Annotated in this window: 11 protein-coding genes, 4 tRNA genes, 3 rRNA genes and 1 riboswitch; of the genes, 16 read left to right on the top strand and 2 right to left on the bottom strand. The window is 53.3% G+C overall.

The genetic code is table 11. The features are described 5' to 3' along the window. Positions 1–134 precede the first annotated feature (134 nt). A complete protein-coding gene (gene fabR / locus KGP21_RS27750; RefSeq protein ID WP_024482854.1) occupies positions 135–767 on the top strand; it encodes an HTH-type transcriptional repressor FabR in 633 nt (210 codons plus the stop codon). A 13-nt stretch (positions 768–780) separates the two neighbouring features. Next, positions 781–1,143, top strand: coding sequence for a YijD family membrane protein (locus KGP21_RS27745; protein WP_021807207.1), 363 nt, complete (start codon positions 781–783; stop codon positions 1,141–1,143). A gap of 64 nt (positions 1,144–1,207) precedes the next feature. Here the strand turns inward: KGP21_RS27745 and trmA are convergent, their stop codons facing one another. Beyond that, entirely contained in the window at positions 1,208–2,308 is a 1,101-nt protein-coding gene (gene trmA / locus KGP21_RS27740; RefSeq protein ID WP_021807206.1) for a tRNA (uridine(54)-C5)-methyltransferase TrmA, read from the bottom strand. Positions 2,309–2,428: 120 nt separating this feature from the next. Beyond that, positions 2,429–2,644, top strand: a riboswitch (cobalamin riboswitch). Positions 2,645–2,717: 73 nt separating this feature from the next. On the opposite strand from trmA, the gene btuB reads away from it, so the two are divergent. The 13 genes from btuB (at position 2,718) to yjfF (ending at position 16,145) form a co-directional block, all read left to right on the top strand. After that, positions 2,718–4,598, top strand: a complete 1,881-nt coding sequence (btuB, locus tag KGP21_RS27735) for a TonB-dependent vitamin B12 receptor BtuB (RefSeq protein WP_037376431.1) — start codon at positions 2,718–2,720, stop codon at positions 4,596–4,598. Continuing rightward, positions 4,543–5,406, top strand: coding sequence for a glutamate racemase (gene murI / locus KGP21_RS27730; RefSeq protein ID WP_037376430.1), 864 nt, complete (start codon positions 4,543–4,545; stop codon positions 5,404–5,406). Before btuB ends, murI begins: the two co-directional genes overlap by 56 nt. Before the next feature lie 415 nt (positions 5,407–5,821). After that, positions 5,822–7,362, top strand: a 16S ribosomal RNA gene (locus tag KGP21_RS27725). Between the two features lie 75 nt (positions 7,363–7,437). Next, positions 7,438–7,514, top strand: a tRNA-Ile gene (locus tag KGP21_RS27720). A gap of 108 nt (positions 7,515–7,622) precedes the next feature. Then, a tRNA-Ala gene (locus KGP21_RS27715) sits at positions 7,623–7,698 on the top strand. 220 nt (positions 7,699–7,918) lie between these two features. Next, positions 7,919–10,826 (top strand): 23S ribosomal RNA (locus KGP21_RS27710). Positions 10,827–10,930: 104 nt separating this feature from the next. Next, positions 10,931–11,046, top strand: a 5S ribosomal RNA gene (rrf, locus tag KGP21_RS27705). The 16S, 23S and 5S rRNA genes sit together here with 4 tRNA genes alongside, the layout of an rRNA operon. 94 nt (positions 11,047–11,140) lie before the next feature. Beyond that, positions 11,141–11,217, top strand: a tRNA-Asp gene (locus KGP21_RS27700). 53 nt (positions 11,218–11,270) lie between these two features. Next, positions 11,271–11,346: transfer RNA gene (locus KGP21_RS27695), tRNA-Trp, on the top strand. A 297-nt stretch (positions 11,347–11,643) separates the two neighbouring features. Continuing rightward, entirely contained in the window at positions 11,644–12,600 is a 957-nt protein-coding gene (gene ytfQ, locus KGP21_RS27690; protein WP_021807362.1) for a galactofuranose ABC transporter, galactofuranose-binding protein YtfQ, read from the top strand. Between the two features lie 22 nt (positions 12,601–12,622). Further along, complete coding sequence (ytfR, locus tag KGP21_RS27685; RefSeq protein WP_179253263.1) at positions 12,623–14,137, top strand: galactofuranose ABC transporter, ATP-binding protein YtfR; 1,515 nt, start codon at positions 12,623–12,625, stop codon at positions 14,135–14,137. A 17-nt stretch (positions 14,138–14,154) separates the two neighbouring features. Further along, the gene (gene ytfT / locus KGP21_RS27680; protein ID WP_037376499.1) at positions 14,155–15,156 is read left to right on the top strand and encodes a galactofuranose ABC transporter, ATP-binding protein YtfT; all 1,002 of its coding nucleotides are present in this window, start codon (positions 14,155–14,157) and stop codon (positions 15,154–15,156) included. Further along, a complete protein-coding gene (gene yjfF / locus KGP21_RS27675; protein WP_037376500.1) occupies positions 15,153–16,145 on the top strand; it encodes a galactofuranose ABC transporter, permease protein YjfF in 993 nt (330 codons plus the stop codon). The genes ytfT and yjfF overlap by 4 nt, the downstream gene beginning before the upstream one ends. A gap of 4 nt (positions 16,146–16,149) precedes the next feature. On the opposite strand, the gene hdfR is transcribed toward yjfF, so the two are convergent. Next, positions 16,150–16,977, bottom strand: coding sequence for an HTH-type transcriptional regulator HdfR (hdfR, locus tag KGP21_RS27670; protein ID WP_021807365.1), 828 nt, complete (start codon positions 16,975–16,977; stop codon positions 16,150–16,152). Positions 16,978–17,096: 119 nt separating this feature from the next. On the opposite strand from hdfR, the gene KGP21_RS27665 reads away from it, so the two are divergent. Continuing rightward, a complete protein-coding gene (locus KGP21_RS27665; protein WP_021181829.1) occupies positions 17,097–17,435 on the top strand; it encodes a DUF413 domain-containing protein in 339 nt (112 codons plus the stop codon). Positions 17,436–17,450: the final 15 nt, after the last annotated feature.

Here is a 17,450-nt window from a genome sequence, read left to right as displayed (position 1 = left end):
TTTGTGGCAAAGCACAATCGGTGTGGCCTAGAACTGTGACAAAGCGCGTTTGTATAAATGCTGTTGCAATAAATTTGCTATATTGCCAGTTCTGCGGCGTTAGACTGAAGAAGGGAAGTCATCCGGATATGCAAATGGGCGTCAGAGCACAACAAAAAGAACGCACTCGTCGTTCCCTCATTGAGGCGGCTTTCAGCCAACTGAGTGCCGAGCGCAGTTTTGCCAGCCTGAGCCTGCGTGAAGTCTCACGAGAGGCGGGCATCGCGCCCACGTCTTTCTATCGTCATTTTCGCGATGTGGATGAGCTTGGGCTCACCATGGTTGACGAAAGCGGCCTGATGCTGCGCCAATTGATGCGCCAGGCACGCCAGCGTATTGCCAAAGGCGGCAGCGTGATCCGCACGTCGGTATCGACCTTTATGGAGTTTATCGGCAATAATCCCAACGCCTTTCGGCTGTTGCTGCGTGAACGTTCCGGCACCTCGGCCGCGTTTCGTGCGGCGGTAGCACGGGAAATCCAACATTTTATCGCCGAACTGGCAGATTACCTTGAGCTGGAAAACCATATGCCGCGTAGTTTTACCGAGGCGCAGGCGGAAGCTATGGTGACGATTGTGTTCAGTGCCGGTGCGGAAGCGCTGGATATTGATATTGAACAACGGCGGCAGCTCGAAGAAAGGTTAGTGTTGCAACTGCGGATGATTTCCAAAGGAGCCTATTACTGGTATCGCCGCGAACAAGAAAAAGCATCTGTATCCCACGTATAACAAGGTGAAAGTCATGGAAAAACTAAGCCGTGAGAATGGTACTTTACTGCTGGCGTTGATTGCCGGCCTGTCCGTAAACGGTTCCTTTGCCGCGCTGTTCAGTTCGGTGGTGTCGTTTTCAGCGTTCCCGTTGATTGCTTTGGTGTTGGCGGTATATTGCCTGCATCAGCGTTACCTGAACCAGCCAATGCCGGATGGTATGCCAAAACTGGCGGCTGGCTGTTTCCTGTTGGGCGTCCTGGGATATAGCGCGATCGTGCGTGCGGAATACCCGCAGATCGGCTCGAACTTCCTGCCCTCGATTGTCTGCGTGGTGCTGGTGCTCTGGATTGGTTTTCAATTAAAGAAACGCAATACCGTCACTGTTCAGCATTAAAAATGGTTTTATCGAGAAAAGGCACTCCGCGGAGTGCCTTTTTTGGTTTTTGCGCCTGTCTAGATCAGCGGCGTTCGAGCAATACGCCACATTCCATATGATGGGTGTATGGGAACTGATCGAATAGAGCCAGGCGAGTGATTTTGTGCGTGGTCTGCAGCGTATCCAGATTGGCGCACAGGGTCTCCGGGTTGCAGGAGATGTAAAGGATGCGTGGATAGGTCTGCACCATCTTCACCGTTTCCTCATCCAGCCCGCTGCGCGGCGGATCGACGAAAATCGTCTCACAGTTATAGCTGCTCAGATCGATCCCTTTTAACCGGTTGAACTCGCGAGCGCCGTTCATTGCCTGAGTGAAGTCTTCCGCCGCCATACGGATAATCTGCACGTTGTCGATATTATTGGCCGCGATGTTGTACTGCGCCGCCGCCACCGAAGGCTTGGCAATTTCAGTGGCTAATACCCGCTCGAAGTTGCGGGCCAGGGCCAGCGAGAAGTTGCCGTTGCCGCAATACAGCTCCAGCAGATCCCCTTTTGAACCTTGGGTGACATCCAGCGCCCATTCCAGCATTTGCACGTTCATGGCTGCGTTTGGCTGGGTGAAGCTGTTTTCGACCTGGCGATAAATCATTGCGCGGCCAGCGACCGGCAGCACTTCGTCGACGTAGTCCTGATCCAGCATGATTTTCATCTTCGAGGCGCGGCCAATCAGTTGCACATCGAAGCCGTCTGCGCGTAACGCATCACGCAGCGCAGTGGCATCTTGCTGCCATTGTTCGTCCAGCTTGCGGTGATACAGCAGCGAGGCAATGATCTTACCGCTCTGCGTAGAAAGATAATCGATCTGGAACAGCTTGTGGCGCAGCACTGGATTGGGCTTGAGGGCCGCCATCAGGGCGCTCATCAGGCGGTTAATCAGCTCGCTGGCCGCCGGGAAGCTATCGACGCGAATACGCTGCTTGGTCTGCTGATCGAACATGATGTGGTACATATCGTCCTCATCATGCCAGATGCGGAATTCCGCACGCATCCGGTAGTGGCTGACTGGCGAGCGAAACACTTCCGGCTCGGGCGCCGTGAACGGTGACATCATGGTCTTCAGGCGGGCTGTTTTCTCCGCCAGTTGGTCGTCATAGCGTTCAATAGGCAAATTCTCGGGCGTCATGGTTTCTCTCGTCAGGCAAATTGGATCAGCGGGGATTGTAGGGAATCAGCCCGTGAAGTCCAGTTTTGTTGTGGTGCTATTTTGCAACACTGTTGGCAATCTAGACATCCATTTTCATTGATTGTAGCATTGCCGTCCGGTCTCAAGCAGCGAGTGAAAAGGGAATCCAGTGCAAATCTGGAGCTGACGCGCAGCGGTATGGGGAAGTCACGGCGATAGCGTTAAATGACGCAGACACTGTCCACTGCAGGATGGGAAGTCATCGCCCGGTGCGGGTTGCCACAGGCAACCGGCAAATCCCAAGCCCGAAAACCTACCGGTGTACGTCGCAATATCCATAGCCGTCGCGAACTACCGGCCGTGGCCCTGCGGCATCCCCAATGAAGTTTGGATGCTTTTTATAATGACAATGATAAAAAATACACTGCTGGCGGTGGTCTCCTCCGCGACGGCATTTTCTGGATGGGCGCAAGATAACACCACGGCTAAAAGTAGCGATGATCTGGTGGTGACCGCCAATCGCTTCCCTCAACCGGTCTCTTCCGTATTGGCGCCTGCCGATGTGGTAACCCGCGAAGATATCGATCGCTGGCAGGCCAAAAGCCTCAATGATGTAATGCGCCGTTTGCCCGGTGTCGATATTTCACAGTACGGCGGTATGGGGCAGGGGTCATCCCTCTCGGTACGCGGCACTGAAGCTCGTCATGTATTGGTTCTGATTGACGGCGTGCCAATGGCCCGTCTGGGGATCAGCAACGGCGTCGATTTTAACCAGGTTCCGTTGGCGCTGGTTCAGCGTGTGGAGTTTATCCGTGGGCCGCGCTCTGCCATTTACGGTTCTGGTGCCATCGGCGGGGTCATCAACATCATTACCCAGACGGATAAAGAGGGCGGAAAAGTCCAGGCGGGGATCGGTTCTAAAGGATACCAGCAGTACGATGGTGCCTTGCGCCAGCGTTTTGATAACACTGTTGCTACCGTTGCGGGCAGCTACCAGATGACCAACGGTTTCAATGTGCAGCCAGGCTCGCCTTATTCGGTCGACAGCGATCGTGATGGTTTCCGTAATAAAAGCTTCTGGGGCGGGTTGGAACAGCAGTTCAATCAGAATTTCTCAGGCTTCGTGCGGGGTTATGGTTATACCAATAACTCGGACTACGATGTCGGCAGTGTACCTTACAGCCCGAAGTACAGTAATGATGAAGACCGCCTGTATAGCCATACCTATGATATGGGGCTGCGTTTCCTGTCTGGGGCTTTCTCTTCTCAACTGACGGGCAGCTATCAGAAACAGAAAGATTACAACTACAGCAGCCAGAATGGCCGTTATGGCATCAGCACTACGCTGGATGATATGGATCAGCGTAACCTGCAATGGGGCAATACCTATGCTTTCGAGCACGGTAGCGTTACCGCCGGTGCCGATTTCCAGCAACAGCGCCTGACCTCTTCCGACAGTTCCTTTGCCGATACCTATAAAAGAGACAACACGGGGCTGTACCTGAGCGGTCAACAGCAGTTTGGCAGCGTGACGCTGGAAGCCTCTGGGCGTGAAGACAAGGCAGGTGACTTTGGTTGGCACGGCACTTGGCAGACTGCGGCAGGTTGGGAGTTTGTTGATGGCTATCGAGCTACCTTATCTTATGGTACGGGTTTCCTGACGCCGTCATTGGGTCAGCAATATGGCTCAAAACGCTTTGGCATTGATTCCAACAGCAACCTCAAGCCGGAAGAGTCCAAACAGTGGGAAATGGGTCTGGAAGGTTTGACCGGGCCATTGGATTGGCGTCTGTCTGCTTACCATTACAAAATCCAGAACCTGATCAACTATGATTCTGACCCTGTGACCTATCAGGGGCAGTATTACAATGTGGATCGGGCAACGATTAAAGGCGTTGAATGGACCGGTAGCTTTGATACCTGGATGTTCACCCACCGTTTGACGCTGCAATATATCGATCCGCGTAATGACCAGACCGATGAGGTGCTGGCGCGCCGTTCGAAACGTCAGGCCAAATATCAGTTGGATTGGACGATGTTCAACCTGGACATGGATATCTCGTATCAGTACTACGGCAAGCGTTACGACAATATCTCTTCTACTTATAACCCTGAGCAGCGCGTATTGCCGAGTTACAGCACGGTCGACGTGAGCGCCTCATATCCAATAACCTCTCAGCTGACAGTTCGTGGTAGAATTGCCAACCTGTTTGATAAAGATTATGAGACGGCTTATGGCTACGCTACCCCAGGAAGAGAGTACTACCTCACTGGCAGCTATACCTTCTAACGCCACTGCGGCTCCTCGCCCGACGGCGCTGGTTTTTGATTCCGGCGTCGGCGGGTTGTCAGTGTTTCAGGAGGTTCGGCAACTGCTGCCGGATCTCCACTATATCTATGCCTTCGATAACGTGGCATTCCCCTACGGCGAGAAATCCGAAGAGTTCATCGTTGAGCGCGTGCTGGAAATTGTCAGTGCGGTTCAGGAACGTCATCCTTTGGCAATCGTCATCATTGCCTGCAATACCGCCAGTACCGTTTCCTTACCTGCGCTGCGTGAGCGTTTTGCTTTCCCGGTGGTGGGAGTGGTGCCAGCGATCAAGCCTGCTGCCAAACTGACCGCCAACGGTATCGTCGGTTTACTGGCCACGCGCGGTACGGTTCAGCGTACTTATACTCATGAACTGATCGAGCGTTTCGCGACAGATTGCAAAATTGAGCTGTTAGGCTCTTCTGAGCTGGTGGAGCTGGCAGAAGCCAAGCTGCATGGTGAACCTGTGCCGCTGGCAACGCTGAAGAAAATATTGCAGCCGTGGCTGAGCATGCGCGAGCCTCCGGACACGGTCGTGTTGGGCTGTACTCACTTCCCTCTATTATCTGAAGAGCTGATGCAAGTCCTGCCTGAAGGAACGCGTCTGGTGGATTCCGGTGCGGCAATTGCCCGCAGAGCTGCCTGGCTTATCTCTAATCAGGAAAATCTGGTCTCAACTCAGGAAGAGAATCTGGCGTATTGCATGGCGCTGAATGAAGACACCGATGCTTTATTGCCCGTTTTGCAGGGTTATGGCTTTAAATCGTTGAAAAAACTGCCGCTTTAATGGGGTTTTGCTTAAACATTCGACGGTCAGCAAAAAAAATGAATTTAGGGGTTGCGGCGTTCTGAGAACTCCCTATAATGCGCCTCCACTGACCGGGAACAACGACGAACAAGTCGCCCAGCCAGGAAGAAGCAACCCGGTGAAAACACCGCGTCTCGTAAGAGAAAAAGGTTGACTCTTCAGCGGGAAAGCGTAATATGCACCTCCCGCGTTACCGAGAAACTTCACGGTAACGAACGCTCTTTAACAATTTATCAGACAATCTGTGTGGGCACTCACAAGACGATATCCAGCTACTTCGGTAGCAAAAAAATATCAAGTCTTGAAGAGTGACCAAGCAGTCATTCATGCGAATGAATGATTACGAAAGTTAATTTTCGAGCATCGCTGCACGAGTTGCAGCAAATCAAGCTTTTAATTGAAGAGTTTGATCATGGCTCAGATTGAACGCTGGCGGCAGGCCTAACACATGCAAGTCGAGCGGTAGCACAAGGAGCTTGCTCCTGGGTGACGAGCGGCGGACGGGTGAGTAATGTCTGGGAAACTGCCCGATGGAGGGGGATAACTACTGGAAACGGTAGCTAATACCGCATAACGTCTTCGGACCAAAGTGGGGGACCTTCGGGCCTCACACCATCGGATGTGCCCAGATGGGATTAGCTAGTAGGTGAGGTAATGGCTCACCTAGGCGACGATCCCTAGCTGGTCTGAGAGGATGACCAGCCACACTGGAACTGAGACACGGTCCAGACTCCTACGGGAGGCAGCAGTGGGGAATATTGCACAATGGGCGCAAGCCTGATGCAGCCATGCCGCGTGTGTGAAGAAGGCCTTCGGGTTGTAAAGCACTTTCAGCGAGGAGGAAGGGTTCGGTGTTAATAGCACTGTTCATTGACGTTACTCGCAGAAGAAGCACCGGCTAACTCCGTGCCAGCAGCCGCGGTAATACGGAGGGTGCAAGCGTTAATCGGAATTACTGGGCGTAAAGCGCACGCAGGCGGTTTGTTAAGTCAGATGTGAAATCCCCGAGCTTAACTTGGGAACTGCATTTGAAACTGGCAAGCTAGAGTCTTGTAGAGGGGGGTAGAATTCCAGGTGTAGCGGTGAAATGCGTAGAGATCTGGAGGAATACCGGTGGCGAAGGCGGCCCCCTGGACAAAGACTGACGCTCAGGTGCGAAAGCGTGGGGAGCAAACAGGATTAGATACCCTGGTAGTCCACGCTGTAAACGATGTCGACTTGGAGGTTGTGCCCTTGAGGCGTGGCTTCCGGAGCTAACGCGTTAAGTCGACCGCCTGGGGAGTACGGCCGCAAGGTTAAAACTCAAATGAATTGACGGGGGCCCGCACAAGCGGTGGAGCATGTGGTTTAATTCGATGCAACGCGAAGAACCTTACCTACTCTTGACATCCACAGAACTTTCCAGAGATGGATTGGTGCCTTCGGGAACTGTGAGACAGGTGCTGCATGGCTGTCGTCAGCTCGTGTTGTGAAATGTTGGGTTAAGTCCCGCAACGAGCGCAACCCTTATCCTTTGTTGCCAGCGCGTAATGGCGGGAACTCAAAGGAGACTGCCGGTGATAAACCGGAGGAAGGTGGGGATGACGTCAAGTCATCATGGCCCTTACGAGTAGGGCTACACACGTGCTACAATGGCATATACAAAGAGAAGCGAACTCGCGAGAGCAAGCGGACCTCATAAAGTATGTCGTAGTCCGGATCGGAGTCTGCAACTCGACTCCGTGAAGTCGGAATCGCTAGTAATCGTAGATCAGAATGCTACGGTGAATACGTTCCCGGGCCTTGTACACACCGCCCGTCACACCATGGGAGTGGGTTGCAAAAGAAGTAGGTAGCTTAACCTTCGGGAGGGCGCTTACCACTTTGTGATTCATGACTGGGGTGAAGTCGTAACAAGGTAACCGTAGGGGAACCTGCGGTTGGATCACCTCCTTACCTAAAGATATGCAGTTGCGTGCAGTGTCCACACAGATTGTCTGATGAAAAAGTAACGAGCAGAAATACCTTTATAGGCTTGTAGCTCAGGTGGTTAGAGCGCACCCCTGATAAGGGTGAGGTCGGTGGTTCAAGTCCACTCAGGCCTACCAAATTCGCACTTGTGCTGCGTTGCACGCGATACGTTTACACCGTAAACGTCCAGTGAGCATCTCTTGCCTGAGCGAGTGGTAAATAAAGGTTTCTGCAAGTGACTGTATGGGGCTATAGCTCAGCTGGGAGAGCGCCTGCCTTGCACGCAGGAGGTCAGCGGTTCGATCCCGCTTAGCTCCACCATATCCATATGGTCCTTGATAATACTTCAGAGTGTACTGGCAACAGTATGCTGCGAAGTATTTTGCTCTTTAACAATCTGGAACAAGCTGAAAATTGAAACATGACAGCTGAAACTTATCCCTCCGTAGATGTATTGGGGTAAGGATTAACCTGTCATAGAGTCTCTCAAATAAACAGCACGACAGTGTTCTCTGTTTACAGAAACACCTTCGGGTTGTGAGGTTAAGTGACTAAGCGTACACGGTGGATGCCTAGGCAGTCAGAGGCGATGAAGGGCGTGCTAATCTGCGAAAAGTGTCGGTAAGGTGATATGAACCGTTATAACCGGCAATACCCGAATGGGGAAACCCAGTGTGTTTCGACACACTATCGTATGGTGAATACATAGCCATACGAGGCGAACCGGGGGAACTGAAACATCTAAGTACCCCGAGGAAAAGAAATCAACCGAGATTCCCCTAGTAGCGGCGAGCGAACGGGGAACAGCCCAGAACCTGAATCAGTTCTTGTGTTAGTGGAAGCGTCTGGAAAGTCGCGCAGCAAAGGGTGATAGCCCCGTACACTAAAATGCATTAACTGTGAGTTCGATGAGTAGGGCGGGACACGTGACATCCTGTCTGAATATGGGGGGACCATCCTCCAAGGCTAAATACTCCTGACTGACCGATAGTGAACCAGTACCGTGAGGGAAAGGCGAAAAGAACCCCGGCGAGGGGAGTGAAATAGAACCTGAAACCGTGTACGTACAAGCAGTGGGAGCACCTTCGTGGTGTGACTGCGTACCTTTTGTATAATGGGTCAGCGACTTATATTTTGTAGCAAGGTTAACCGTATAGGGGAGCCGTAGGGAAACCGAGTCTTAACTGGGCGAATAGTTGCAAGGTATAGACCCGAAACCCGGTGATCTAGCCATGGGCAGGTTGAAGGTTGGGTAACACTAACTGGAGGACCGAACCGACTAATGTTGAAAAATTAGCGGATGACTTGTGGCTGGGGGTGAAAGGCCAATCAAACCGGGAGATAGCTGGTTCTCCCCGAAAGCTATTTAGGTAGCGCCTCGTGAACTCATCTTCGGGGGTAGAGCACTGTTTCGGCTAGGGGGCCATCCCGGCTTACCAAACCGATGCAAACTCCGAATACCGAAGAATGTTATCACGGGAGACACACGGCGGGTGCTAACGTCCGTCGTGAAGAGGGAAACAACCCAGACCGCCAGCTAAGGTCCCAAAGTCATGGTTAAGTGGGAAACGATGTGGGAAGGCATAGACAGCCAGGATGTTGGCTTAGAAGCAGCCATCATTTAAAGAAAGCGTAATAGCTCACTGGTCGAGTCGGCCTGCGCGGAAGATGTAACGGGGCTAAACCATGCACCGAAGCTGCGGCAGCGACGCTCAGGCGTTGTTGGGTAGGGGAGCGTTCTGTAAGCCGTTGAAGGTGAACTGTGAGGTTTGCTGGAGGTATCAGAAGTGCGAATGCTGACATAAGTAACGATAAAGCGGGTGAAAAACCCGCTCGCCGGAAGACCAAGGGTTCCTGTCCAACGTTAATCGGGGCAGGGTGAGTCGACCCCTAAGGCGAGGCCGAAAGGCGTAGTCGATGGGAAACAGGTTAATATTCCTGTACTCGGTGTTACTGCGAAGGGGGGACGGAGAAGGCTAGGCTAGCCGGGCGACGGTTGTCCCGGTTTAAGCGTGTAGGGGGGTGTTCCTGGTAAATCCGGAACGCTACCAACCCTGAGGCGTGATGACGATGCACTACGGTGCAGAAGTAGTTGATGCCCTGCTTCCAGGAAAAGCCTCTAAGCATCAGGTAACATCAAATCGTACCCCAAACCGACACAGGTGGTCAGGTAGAGAATACCAAGGCGCTTGAGAGAACTCGGGTGAAGGAACTAGGCAAAATGGTGCCGTAACTTCGGGAGAAGGCACGCTGGCGCGTAGGTGAAGAGACTTGCTCTCGGAGCTGAAGCCAGTCGCAGATACCAGCTGGCTGCAACTGTTTAATAAAAACACAGCACTGTGCAAACACGAAAGTGGACGTATACGGTGTGACGCCTGCCCGGTGCTGGAAGGTTAATTGATGGGGTCAGCCGCAAGGCGAAGCTCTTGATCGAAGCCCCAGTAAACGGCGGCCGTAACTATAACGGTCCTAAGGTAGCGAAATTCCTTGTCGGGTAAGTTCCGACCTGCACGAATGGCGTAATGATGGCCAGGCTGTCTCCACCCGAGACTCAGTGAAATTGAACTCGCTGTGAAGATGCAGTGTACCCGCGGCAAGACGGAAAGACCCCGTGAACCTTTACTATAGCTTGACACTGAACATTGAGCCTTGATGTGTAGGATAGGTGGGAGGCTTTGAAGTGTGGACGCCAGTCTGCATGGAGCCAACCTTGAAATACCACCCTTTAATGTTTGATGTTCTAACTCGGCCCCGTGATCCGGGGTGAGGACAGTGTCTGGTGGGTAGTTTGACTGGGGCGGTCTCCTCCCAAAGAGTAACGGAGGAGCACGAAGGTTAGCTAATCACGGTCGGACATCGTGAGGTTAGTGCAAAGGCATAAGCTAGCTTGACTGCGAGAGTGACGGCTCGAGCAGGTACGAAAGTAGGTCTTAGTGATCCGGTGGTTCTGAATGGAAGGGCCATCGCTCAACGGATAAAAGGTACTCCGGGGATAACAGGCTGATACCGCCCAAGAGTTCATATCGACGGCGGTGTTTGGCACCTCGATGTCGGCTCATCACATCCTGGGGCTGAAGTAGGTCCCAAGGGTATGGCTGTTCGCCATTTAAAGTGGTACGCGAGCTGGGTTTAGAACGTCGTGAGACAGTTCGGTCCCTATCTGCCGTGGGCGTTGGAAGATTGAGAGGGGTTGCTCCTAGTACGAGAGGACCGGAGTGAACGCACCACTGGTGTTCGGGTTGTCATGCCAATGGCACTGCCCGGTAGCTAAGTGCGGAAAAGATAAGCGCTGAAAGCATCTAAGCGCGAAACTTGCCTCGAGATGAGTCTTCCCTGGGCCTTTAAGGCCCCTGAAGGAACGTTTAAGACTAAGACGTTGATAGGCTGGGTGTGTAAGTGCAGCGATGCATTGAGCTAACCAGTACTAATGATCCGTGAGGCTTAACCTTACAACACCGAAGGTGTTTTAGAGAGATTGTAGAGATTTTCAGCGAAGTTCCGAGATTGGTTCTGGTGGTTACGAAAGTAACGGCCAAGAATGAAACAGAATTTGCCTGGCGGCAATAGCGCGGTGGTCCCACCTGACCCCATGCCGAACTCAGAAGTGAAACGCCGTAGCGCCGATGGTAGTGTGGGGTCTCCCCATGCGAGAGTAGGACACTGCCAGGCATCAAATAAACGTTATCAGTATGACACCTGGTAATGCGCGAAATCACCCAGGTGGTTTTGCCAGCATCGAAAGATGCGACGTAAAAGAATCGGTGGAGCGGTAGTTCAGTTGGTTAGAATACCTGCCTGTCACGCAGGGGGTCGCGGGTTCGAGCCCCGTCCGTTCCGCCACTTATTTAAATTATGCCTGCTAACTTTAGCAGGCATAATGTTAAGCGTAATTTAGGGGCGTAGCTCAGTTGGTAGAGCACCGGTCTCCAAAACCGGGTGTCGCGAGTTCGAGTCTCTCCGCCCCTGCCATATTAGAAACCCTTTGCGAAAGCGAAGGGTTTTTTTTGCTTTCTACTCGCCTAAAATTGCGACTCCTGCCGCTAGCGCGCACAAAATTCCCGCCGAAATCGTTCCCAATTTAGACATTTCTAGCTGTATCTATGTACAAAATGGTTGTAATCCCGCGCTGTGATATCGCTCATCATTCCTGTCTGTATTTCAACTACACCTTATAAGCCCCACGAGTTTGTTGGGCACACTCGATGAAAGCGAATATACCCACAGCCATCTCTGTCTGATCGATTCAGGCAGAGCGAGGAGAAAAACATGGTTAAGCGTTTACTGTTAGCGGCCGCCGTAAGCGGCGTGTTGATGGGAGCGGCGCAGGCTGCCCCCTTGGTTGTCGGCTTTTCTCAGATTGGTTCTGAATCAGGATGGCGTTCGGCAGAAACCAAAGTGGCGAAACAGGAGGCGGAAAAACGGGGTATTACGCTGAAAATCGCCGATGCACAGCAAAAGCAGGAAAACCAGATCAAGGCGGTGAGATCCTTTATTGCTCAGGGCGTTGACGCCATCTTCATTGCGCCGGTGGTGGCCACCGGTTGGACTCCGGTATTGCAGGAAGCGAAAGAGGCCAAAATCCCGGTCTTCCTGCTGGATCGCATGATCGAAGTGAACGATCCCTCGCTGTATACCGCAGCCGTCGCCTCTGACAGCGTCCATGAAGGGAAAGTCGCAGGCGAATGGCTAGTGAAAGCCGTTGCGGGCAAGCCCTGTAACGTGGTGGAACTGCAAGGCACCGTTGGGGCCAGCGTGGCCATTAACCGCAAGAAAGGCTTTGCGGATGGTATTGCTTCTGCCGACAACGTCAAAATCATCCGTTCGCAGTCCGGTGACTTTACTCGCAGCAAGGGTAAAGAAGTGATGGAAAGCTTTATCAAGGCTGAACAGAACGGCAAAAACATCTGCGCCGTCTATGCACATAACGACGATATGGCCATTGGTGCCATCCAGGCGATCAAAGAAGCTGGCCTCAAACCGGGCTCACAGATCAAGGTTGTTTCCATCGACGGCGTGCCGGATATCTTTAAAGCAATGATGGAAGGGGAAGCCAACGCCACGGTTGAACTGACGCCAAATATGGCAGGACCTGCGTTTGATGCCTTGATTGCATTGAAAAAAGACGGCACACAGCCACAGAAATTTATCCAGACCGAGTCGAAACTGCTGCAGCCTGAAACGGCCAGACAGGAATACGATATGAAGAAAAGCATGGGATATTGATCGTTAACAGGCGGAGCAGATAATGGCCATACCTCAGGCAGCATTATTGGCAATAAGCGGGTTATCCGTGGAGTTTCCAGGTGTAAAAGCGCTGGAGCAGGTTGATTTCACACTACAACGCGGTGAGGTGGTGGCGCTTCTTGGGGAAAACGGCGCGGGTAAGTCTACGCTGATTAAGGCATTAACCGGTGTTTACCAACGCTCCGCCGGTGAGGTCTGGCTAGAAGGCACCGCGATTGCGCCACAGAATACGGCCCAGGCGCAATCGTTGGGGATTGGCACCGTCTATCAGGAAGTTAACCTGCTGCCTAATATCTCGGTGGCCGCTAATCTGTTTATCGGACGCGAACCCACCCGCTTTGGCCTAATCGATCAAAAAACCCTGTTGCGTAATGCCCGTAAGCTGCTGGAAGGGTATGGATTACCGCTGGATGTCAGCCAGCCGCTGGGTAACTACTCTATCGCCATTCAGCAAATTGTCGCGATTGCTCGCGCCGTCGATCTCTCCGCCAAGGTGCTTATCCTGGATGAACCCACCGCCAGCCTGGATGCCAAGGAAGTCACCATGCTGCTGGATATTCTTAGCCAACTGCGATCTCAGGGAATGGGGATGATCTTCGTCACCCATTTTCTCGAACAGGTTTACCGCATCAGCGATCGTATTACTGTGTTGCGTAACGGCAAGCTGGTCGGGACCCGTGTCACCGCCGAGTTGCCACGGCTCGAGTTGGTACAGATGATGCTTGGCCACAGTTTTGATGAGACGTTGCTCAAACGCAGCGAACATCAGGCCGTGCAGGCTCCGCCGTTAGTGGAGTTTAGCGGTTATGGCCGACGCGGCATGGTTGAGCCCTTTGATCTGGCGATCCGGCCTGGAGAAATAGTTGGTCTGGCTGGTTTATTGGGATCGGGGCGTACTGAGACGGCACAACTGCTCTTCGGCATTAAGGCTCGGGATAAAGGTACAGCGAAGGTTGAGGGCAAAATGGTGGCGATCCCTACCCCCCGTAAAGCGGCCAGCCTGGGATTTGGCTATTGCCCAGAAGATCGTAAGACCGACGGTATTGTCGGCGCGGCCACGGTAAGGGAAAACATCATTCTGGCATTGCAGGCGCAGCGTGGCTGGTTACGGCCTATCCCTTTGCGTGAGCAAACCCGAATTGCGGAGGATTTCATCAAACTGCTGGGGATCCGCACACCGGGGCCGGAGCAGCAAATCCAGTACCTTTCCGGCGGTAACCAGCAGAAGGTGCTGCTTTCCCGCTGGCTGGCGACTAAACCCCGTTTCCTGATCCTGGATGAGCCAACCCGTGGCATTGACGTAGGAGCCCATGCGGAAATTATCCGCCTGATTGAACGGCTCTGTGATGAAGGGTTGGCGCTGCTGGTGATCTCCTCCGAACTGGAGGAGCTGGCAGGCTATGCCGATCGCATCGTGGTATTACGCGATAGAAAACATGTGGCGCAGCTTGAGCATGATGCCATTACGGTTCCCGCCATTATGCAGGCCATTGCCGTGCAACAGGGGGCAGCATGAACCACAGGAGTTTTCCCATGACCGGTGGACCGCGCAAAGTAAGGTGGGTAATGCCCGCCGGAGCGACGCAGCTGGGGGCGCTGGCGGTGATTTTGCTTATCGATAGCCTGGTCGCCCCCCATTTCTTTTCAATTCATATCCAGGATGGCCGCCTGTTCGGCAGCGTGATTGATATTTTTAATCGCGGTGCCCCCGTTGCGCTGCTTGCCTTGGGTATGACGCTAGTGATCGCTACCGGTGGGATCGATCTCTCCGTCGGTGCGGTGATGGCGATTGCCGGGGCGACCGCTGCCACCATGACTAGCGCTGGCTACCCATTAGCTTACATCCTGGGGGCCGCATTAGCGGTTGGGGCACTGTGTGGCCTGTGGAACGGTTTCCTGGTGGCGGTGCTGCAAATCCAGCCGATCGTCGCCACCTTGATGCTGATGGTGGCCGGGCGCGGTATCGCGCAGTTGATTACCGAAGGGCAAATCGTCACCTTTGAAAGTGAAGGATTAGCCAAGCTCGGCAGTGGTTCGCTGATGTATCTGCCGATGCCGGTGATCATTGCTGCCATCATGCTGCTGCTGATTTGGTTACTGACACGCAAAACCGCTTTGGGGCTGTTTATTGAGGCGGTCGGTATCAATTTGCGCTCGGCACGTAATGCTGGCGTCAGTACTCGCTGGGTGATTATTGCGGTGTATATCATTTGCGGCCTGTGCGCGGCGGTGGCAGGGGTTATCGTCACGGCGGATATCCGTGGTGCGGATGCCAACAATGCGGGCCTGTGGCTCGAACTGGATGCGATCCTGGCCGTGGTGATTGGTGGTGGGTCACTGCTGGGCGGGCGTTTTAATCTGTTGCTCTCGGTGGTGGGGGCGCTAATCATTCAGGGCATGAATACTGGAATTCTGCTTTCGGGCTATAAACCGGAGTTTAACCTGGTGTTGAAAGCGGTGGTGGTATTAGCCGTGTTGCTGGTGCAATCCCCCAGTGTGTCATTACAGCGGCTGTGGCGGAGACGGAAATCATGATGAAACGTAACCTTCCCCTATTGATCACTATCGCGGTTTTCCTGCTGGGCTATGCCTTTTGCCTTAGCCAATTCCCCAGCTTCGCTTCCACCCGCGTCTGGTGCGATCTGCTGACCGACAACGCCTTTCTCGGCATTGTGGCCGTGGGCATGACCTTTGTGATCCTTTCAGGGGGTATCGATCTTTCGGTGGGCTCAGTGATCGCCTTTACCGGCGTACTGCTGGCCAAGCTGATTGGCACTTATGGTATAGCTCCAGGTTATGCATTTGTCATTGCCTTGCTGATGGGGGCCTCGTTTGGTGCGCTGATGGGTTGGATCATTGACGTGCTGAAATTACCTGCATTTATCATCACGCTCGCGGGGATGTTCTTCGTGCGCGGCATGAGTTTTATCGTGTCAGAAGAGTCTTTGCCGATCGATCACCCGCTGTATGCCACGCTGGCAAACTATGCCTGGAAAGTCCCCGGTGGTGGCCGATTTACCTTATTGGCGCTGGTGATGCTGCTAGTTGTGGCGATTGGCATGATCCTGGCGCATCGCACCCGTTTTGGCCATAACGTCTATGCCATTGGCGGCAATCCGGTCTCCGCTGCCTTGATGGGGGTGCCGGTAAGGCGTACCACCATCCAGATTTACATGCTTTCCAGTACGCTGGCAGCCCTCTCTGGCATAATTTTCTCGCTATACACTTCCGCCGGTTACGCTCTAGCTGCCAGCGGTGTCGAACTGGATGCCATTGCGGCGGTCGTCATTGGGGGAACGTTGCTGACCGGTGGTGTCGGCACCATCTTGGGTACCCTGTTTGGCGTGCTGATCCAGGGCCTAATCCAGAGTTACATCACTTTCGATGGCTCGCTCAGCTCCTGGTGGACCAAAATCGTCATCGGCATCCTGCTGTTCTGCTTTATCGGCCTCCAGAAGGCGATGAGCGCCTTTTGGCAGACCAGACGGGCAAAACCCCGCCATCCACGCCTGAAGCCGTCATAGCGGCTCAGGTTGCGGTATTTAAAGGTATTTTCAGCAGTTGGCGGATTAACGGCTGCTGGTCGCTGTTTTGCAGCCAGACGGCATAAAGCGGGCGGATGATCGGCTGGGCGTCAGCAACGGCGATCAACTGAGGGTACTCTTTTTCCCACTGGCTGGGGAGAAATGCACAGCCACCGGTTGTCTCCAGCAATTGGCGCGTCAGATGTGCCGAAGTGGTGGTCAACACGGGCATGCTGTCGCCCTCAAGCATGCGGGCTTCCTGTTGGTGAAAATCGGCACCCCATTCCAGTTTGATGTAAGGCATGGGGGCGGATTTATCGCGTAGCGATGAGGAAAACAGGCGTAGCGAGAAGTTACCCAACAGCTGGCTGGCCAGCTCATCCATCTTTGGCGGTTCGGTGGTGATTAGCAAATCGAGCTGTCTTTCATGTAGCTGTTTCACCAAAGAATGGCGCAGAGCCACCCTGGCTTCGAGCTGCAAGGCCTCCCGCTGCTGGTAGAGAGATTGCAACCAGGGCGTGAGGTAAGCTTCCCATAGCGACGCGGTGGCGCCGATCGAAAGTTCGCTGTGCTGTAGCGATCGCACCACCTCTTTCTTTGCTAACTGCCAAGTGTTCATCAGGCTCTCGGCATAGGGCAACAGCCGCTCTCCTGCTGGTGTCAGGCGGATGTTGTTGCGGTGGCGGGTGAATAAATTCGCCCCTAATTGAGTTTCAAGCTGACGGATACGGAAACTCACCGCAGACTGTGTTAAGTACAGGGATTCCGCTGCGCGGCCAAAGTGTCGCGTTCTACTGACCTCCAAAAAGGTTTTCAGTAATTCGGTGTCCACACCAATCTCCAAAATTTTTTATCGTTAAGATTTAAATGTTTTGTTTTACACGATGTCAAGCCTATCTAATACTCCGCGCCATAAACAGCACGGCCATGAGAGAATTAGGAGCGTGTCAGATGGCGGATAGCTTCACCACCAACAGTCGTTTTTTTGATAATAAAAACTATCCTCGCGGGTTCTCCCGTCACGGCGATTTCACCATTAAAGAAGCGCAATTGCTAGAGCGTTTCGGGTATGCGTTCAACGAGTTGGATGCCGGCAAACGCCAGCCAGCCACTGAAGAAGAACAGTTGTTCGTTGCAGTGTGTCGCGGTGAGCGTGAACCGGTAACCGAGCAAGAAAAAGTATGGTCTAAATATCTGGCGCGCACCCGCCGCCCGAAAAAATTCCATACGTTGTCAGGTGGCAAGCCGCAGGCTGATGCGGTAGAAGACTACACTGAAAGCGACGATTGATCATCATGGGGCCAT

Source organism: Serratia sp. JSRIV004 (assembly GCF_019968705.1).
Classification (GTDB): domain Bacteria; phylum Pseudomonadota; class Gammaproteobacteria; order Enterobacterales; family Enterobacteriaceae; genus Chania; species Chania fonticola_B.
The sequence above is the reverse complement of the archived record's forward strand: the minus strand, read 5'-3'. Positions and strand labels throughout refer to the sequence as shown.

Coding starts and splice junctions, on each gene's coding strand:
- fabR (WP_024482854.1), top strand. CDS start 135: ATGGGCGTCAGAGCACAACAAAAAGAACGCACTCGTCGTTCCCTCATT.
- KGP21_RS27745 (WP_021807207.1), top strand. CDS start 781: ATGGAAAAACTAAGCCGTGAGAATGGTACTTTACTGCTGGCGTTGATT.
- trmA (WP_021807206.1), bottom strand. CDS start 2,308: ATGACGCCCGAGAATTTGCCTATTGAACGCTATGACGACCAACTGGCG.
- btuB (WP_037376431.1), top strand. CDS start 2,718: ATGATAAAAAATACACTGCTGGCGGTGGTCTCCTCCGCGACGGCATTT.
- murI (WP_037376430.1), top strand. CDS start 4,543: ATGGCTACGCTACCCCAGGAAGAGAGTACTACCTCACTGGCAGCTATA.
- ytfQ (WP_021807362.1), top strand. CDS start 11,644: ATGGTTAAGCGTTTACTGTTAGCGGCCGCCGTAAGCGGCGTGTTGATG.
- ytfR (WP_179253263.1), top strand. CDS start 12,623: ATGGCCATACCTCAGGCAGCATTATTGGCAATAAGCGGGTTATCCGTG.
- ytfT (WP_037376499.1), top strand. CDS start 14,155: ATGACCGGTGGACCGCGCAAAGTAAGGTGGGTAATGCCCGCCGGAGCG.
- yjfF (WP_037376500.1), top strand. CDS start 15,153: ATGATGAAACGTAACCTTCCCCTATTGATCACTATCGCGGTTTTCCTG.
- KGP21_RS27665 (WP_021181829.1), top strand. CDS start 17,097: ATGGCGGATAGCTTCACCACCAACAGTCGTTTTTTTGATAATAAAAAC.